The 4,939-nt window shown below is 66.1% G+C and carries 3 protein-coding genes; all 3 read right to left on the bottom strand.

The annotated features are described in order from the left end of the window. Positions 1 to 1,157, bottom strand: a 1,157-nt coding sequence (cobA, locus tag FVW27_RS07805; RefSeq protein ID WP_167124110.1) for a uroporphyrinogen-III C-methyltransferase, incomplete at its 3' end; no start/stop codon positions are given. Between the two features lie 93 nt (positions 1,158 to 1,250). Continuing rightward, positions 1,251 to 1,703 (bottom strand): DUF3795 domain-containing protein, encoded by a 453-nt coding sequence (locus tag FVW27_RS07800; RefSeq protein WP_167124108.1) that lies wholly within the window; start codon positions 1,701 to 1,703, stop codon positions 1,251 to 1,253. Between the two features lie 482 nt (positions 1,704 to 2,185). After that, positions 2,186 to 4,849, bottom strand: coding sequence for a valine--tRNA ligase (locus tag FVW27_RS07795; RefSeq protein ID WP_167124106.1), 2,664 nt, complete (start codon positions 4,847 to 4,849; stop codon positions 2,186 to 2,188). Between the last annotated feature and the right edge of the window lie 90 nt (positions 4,850 to 4,939).

Raw genomic sequence — 4,939 nt, 5'->3', positions numbered from 1 at the left:
GCGCGGGGCAGCAGCACGCGCTTGCCGCCCATGCCGCGCGCCAGCATGCCGTCCACCACGCCTTCGGCCACGTACTTTTCGGGGATGAAGTCCGGTTCTATGCCCTTTGTCCGCAGCACGTCGGCGGTGGCGGGGCCGATGGCGGCCACCTTGCGCCCGGCCAGCGCGCGCGAATCCTGCCCGCACGCGGCAAGGCGGTTCCAGAAGTGCTTCACGCCGTTGACCGAGGTGAACACCACCCAGTCATAGCCGGGCAGATCACGGATGGCCGCGTCCACCGGGGCATAGTCGGCAAGGGGAATGATCTCGATGGTGGGAAACTGCACCACGTCGGCGCCCAGTTCGCGCAGGGCCTCGGCAAGGCCGCTGGCCTGCTCGCGGGCGCGGGTGACCACCACGCCCTTGCCCAGCAGGGGCTTTTGCTCGAACCAGTTCAGCCGGTCGTGCAGGTTGACCACCCCGCCCACCACGATGAGCGAGGGATTGGTGAAGCCGTGCTTCGGCCCTTCTGTCGGCAGGGTGGCGATGGTGGCCACTAGGCTGCGGTGGCGGGCGGTGGTGCCCCAGTGGACGAGCGCCGCCGGGGTTTCCGGCGACATGCCCGCCTCGATGAGCTTGCGCGAGATTTCAGGCAGGTTCTTCATGCCCATGAAGAAGACCAGGGTGCTGGCGCTTTCGGCCAGGGCCTTCCAGTTGTGCACCGAGCCGGGCTTGGTGGGGTCTTCGTGCCCGGTGATGAACGACACGGACGAGGAGTAGGAGCGGTGCGTCAGCGGGATGCCCGCGTAGGCGGGACCGGCCACGGCGCTGGTGACGCCGGGCACTTCCTCGAAAGGAACGCCCGCGTCCAGAAGCTCTTCGGCCTCTTCGCCGCCGCGCCCGAACATGTACGGGTCGCCGCCCTTCAGGCGGGCCACGGTCTTGCCTTCCTTGGCCTTGTCCACGATCAGGCGGTTGATGCCGTCCTGCGTCAGGGTGTGGTCGCCGCCCTTCTTGCCCACGTAGATGATTTCCGCGCCGGGCTTGGCGTAGGCGAGGAACGCGTCGTTGGCGAGGTAGTCGTAGACGATGACGTCCGCCGATTCGAGGATGCGCTTGCCCTTGAGCGTGAGCAGGCCGGGGTCGCCGGGCCCCGCGCCGATGAGATAGACCTTCATCCTTCCTCCGGTATGTGTCGCGCCGTTCGTGGGCGCGCAAAAGAACTTTGCGTTATCCCAGCTACAAAAACACAAACTCTTGAGCGCCGCAGCCTACAGGTAGCGGGGCGTTTCGGCAAGGGCGCGCAGGAAGGCGTCGCGCCCCGCCGCGCGGATGTGGTCGTTGCTGGCGCGCCACTTCAGCTCCAGCCGGGGCGGCAGGCCGGTGTCGGCGCAGGGGTAGTCCGCGCAGTCGGCACAGAAGTCCAGCCCGCGCGCGGCGGCGCACCCGGCCACCTTGCAGGTGGGCAGGCAGGTGCGACGTTCCGTCTTGCAGCCGGGGCACGTCCCCTCCGCCAGCGCATCCAGCACGCGGGCAAAGGCCGGGTATTCGGCCAGGGCCGGGTTCATGGCCGCAAGCCGCTCTGCGAACGGGCCGAAGCCGGGGCCGAGGATGTCGCGGATGGCCTTGGCATGGGCGGCCACCTGCCCTTCGCTACAGTTCACGCAGCGCGAACAGTCCAGCCCGCAGGGGGCCACCAGATGCAGGGGGGTGGTGTCGGTCATGGGGAGCCTCGAAAGTTCTTCGCAGGGGGATGGAGGTGATGCGCACGAAAACCGGGCAAAACTTGGGGGACAGGCATTACCGCACCATCACGGAACGCGCATGCCCGGTATGGCGGATTCATGCCGGGGTGGCAAGCCGCGCCACCGCCCGTGCGAGGCACGCAAAACGCCGCGCCGGTTGCCCGGCGCGGCGTTGTCATTCCTGCAAGTGCCCTCTGGCGTATTATTCTTGCTGGGGGCGTTTCTAAATTGGGATTTCGCTCGTTGGCGAGGAAAACGAGCCTGCCATGAGGGAGTGCCTCAGCCGTTATGCGAATCTTCGAGCATTACGGATGAGGACCGCAACGCGTACTCTTATCGTATTCGACCGAGCCTTAGCCGTTAGGCGAGCGCGTAGCGCGAGTCTTACGGATAAGGACAGCAAAGCCATGGCAGGCGAAGTTTGACGACGCCAACGGATGAAAGACCTTTTAGAAACGACCCTAGCCGATGGCCTCGCGGAACCGCTGCTGCAACGCTTCCAGCTTGGCCTTGGCATCGGCCAGTTCACCGGCGCGGGCGCGCTCCTTGGCCACCACCTCGGCGGGGGCCTTGTCCACGAAGCTCTCGTTGGCCAGCTTCTTGTTGACCTGCACCAGATCCTTCTCGATCTTGCCCAGTTCCTTGTCCAGGCGGGCAAGTTCGGCCTCGAAGTCCACGGCGCCGGTCAGCGGCACGATGACCTCGTTGCCGGACACCACGTTGCTGGCCGAAGCCCTGGGCGCCTCGATGGCCGGGCCGAACTCGGCGTTTTCCAGCCGGGCCAGCACCAGCAGCATCTGGCGGTTTTCTTCCAGCACCTGCCGGTCGTGTTCATTGGCCGTGCGCACCAGCGCGGTCAGGCGCAGCGAGGGGGCGATGTTCAGTTCCGCCCGGATGGTGCGCACCGCACCGATGACACCCTGTACCAGTTCCATGCGTGCGGCATCCTCTGCCTTGACGCAGCCGGGGCGCGCGGCGGGAAAGGGCTGCACGGCAAGGTCGGTGCCCGCGTTGCCGGGCAGGGCCGCCCAGATTTCGGACGTGATGAACGGCATGATGGGGTGCAGCAGGGTGAGCGTTTCGCGCAGCACGGTAAGCAGCACGTGCTGCGCCGCGGCCTTGCGTTCGCCCCCGGCCTGCCCATTGCTCTGCATGTCCGGCTTGATGAGTTCCAGATACCAGTCGCAGAACTCGTTCCAGATGAACCGGTACAGCCCCTGCGCCGCATCGTTGAAGCGGTAGCCCGTGATGGCTGCGTCGGTGGATTCCTTCATCTCTTCCAGCCGGTGCAGGATCCAGCGGTGGTGCAGCCCCTGCACGGTGTCCAGGTCCACCGGGGCGGGCGCTTCGTCGTCAGGCAGGTTCATCAGCGCGAAGCGTGCGGCGTTCCACAGCTTGTTGACAAAGTGGCGGTAGCCTTCGATGCGTTCCTCGCTCAGCTTGATGTCGCGCCCCATGGCCGCGAAGGCCGCCAGGGTGAAGCGCAGCGAGTCGGTGCCGTACTTGTCGATCATTTCCAGCGGGTCGATGACGTTGCCCGTGGACTTGGACATCTTGCGGCCTTCGGCGTCGCGCACCAGGGCGTGGATGTACACGTGGCGGAACGGCACCTCGTCCATGAAGTGCAGCCCCATCATCATCATGCGGGCCACCCAGAAGAACAGGATGTCGAATCCGGTGACCAGCACCGAGGTGGGGTAGAAGGTCTTCAGTTCGCGGGTGTCATCCGGCCAGCCCATGGTCGAGAACGGCCACAGCGCGGACGAGAACCACGTGTCCAGCACGTCCTCGTCCTGCGTCAGGTTGGCGGAACCGCAGGAACAGCGCTCCGGCGCGTCCACGGCCACGATGAGCTTGCCGCAGTCGCCGCAGGTCCACGCGGGAATGCGGTGGCCCCACCATATCTGGCGGCTGATGCACCAGTCGCGGATGTTGTCCAGCCAGTTGTAGTAGGTCTTTTCCCAGTTGTCGGGGAAAATCTGCGTGGCGGCGGGAACGGCGGCGCGGGCGCGCGGGGCCATCTTGCTGGCCGCCACGAACCACTGGGTGGACACGTGCGGCTCGATGACCGACTTGCAGCGGTAGCAATGGCCCACGCTGTGGTCCAGTTCCTCTTCCTTGACCAGCACGCCCTGGGCGGCAAGGTCGGCCACCACGCGCTTGCGGCATTCTTCCTTGGTCAGGCCCGCGTAGATGCCAGCGTGCTCGTTCATCACGCCGTTCTCGTCGATGACCTGAAGGAATTCCAGCTTGTGGCGGTGCCCCAGTTCCCAGTCGTTGTGGTCGTGCGAAGGGGTGACCTTCAGCGCGCCGGTGCCGAATTCGCGGTCCACGTAGTTGTCGGCGATGACCGGAATCTCGCGGTCCGTCAGGGGCAGCTTCACCTTCTTGCCGATGAAGGCGGTGTAGCGCTCGTCTTCGGGGTGCACGCACACGGCGGTGTCGCCGAACATGGTCTCCGGACGGGTGGTGGCGATGACCAGTTCGCCGCTGCCGTCGGCCAGCGGGTAGCGCAGCTGCCACAGGTGGTCCTTGCGCGGCAGGTGATCCACTTCGTCGTCGGCAAGGGCGGTGTGGCAGCGGTTGCACCAGTTGATGATGTAATCGCCCTTGTAGATCAGGCCGTCGTCGTACAGCTTCACGAACACCTGGCGAACGGCGCGCGAAAGCCCCTCGTCCATGGTGAAGCGTTCGCGCGTCCAGTCCACCGAGGCGCCCATGGCGCGGATCTGGTTCAGGATGCGGGTGCCGTATTCCTCACGCCATTCCCATACCCGCTCGATGAACTTCTCGCGGCCCAGGTCGTGGCGGCCCTTGCCTTCCTTGGCCAGCCCGCGTTCCACCACGTTCTGGGTGGCGATGCCCGCGTGGTCGGTGCCCGGCACCCACAGCACCTTCTTGCCCTTCTGGCGGGCATGGCGGCACAGGATGTCCTGGATGGTCAGGTTGAGGGCGTGGCCCATGTGCAGGGCCCCGGTGACGTTGGGCGGCGGTATGACGATGGAGAAGGGTTCGCCGGGGGCGTCCAGGTCGGGGGTGAAGGTCTTGTTCCCCTCCCAGTGGGCACGCCAGCGGGATTCTACGTCCCGAGGCTCGTAGCCCTTGGGCAGCGCGTTGTCCGACATGTTGTAATCTCCGGAAAAGATGATGTAGGGTGCCGCACCGGCGGGCGATGCGCGCGGCGGCGGCCTGCGACGGCCACCCGCTGCGGGCAG

The organism is Nitratidesulfovibrio liaohensis (assembly GCF_011682075.1).
GTDB classification, from domain to species: Bacteria; Desulfobacterota; Desulfovibrionia; order Desulfovibrionales; family Desulfovibrionaceae; genus Cupidesulfovibrio; species Cupidesulfovibrio liaohensis.
The sequence above is the reverse complement of the archived record's forward strand: the minus strand, read 5'-3'. Positions and strand labels throughout refer to the sequence as shown.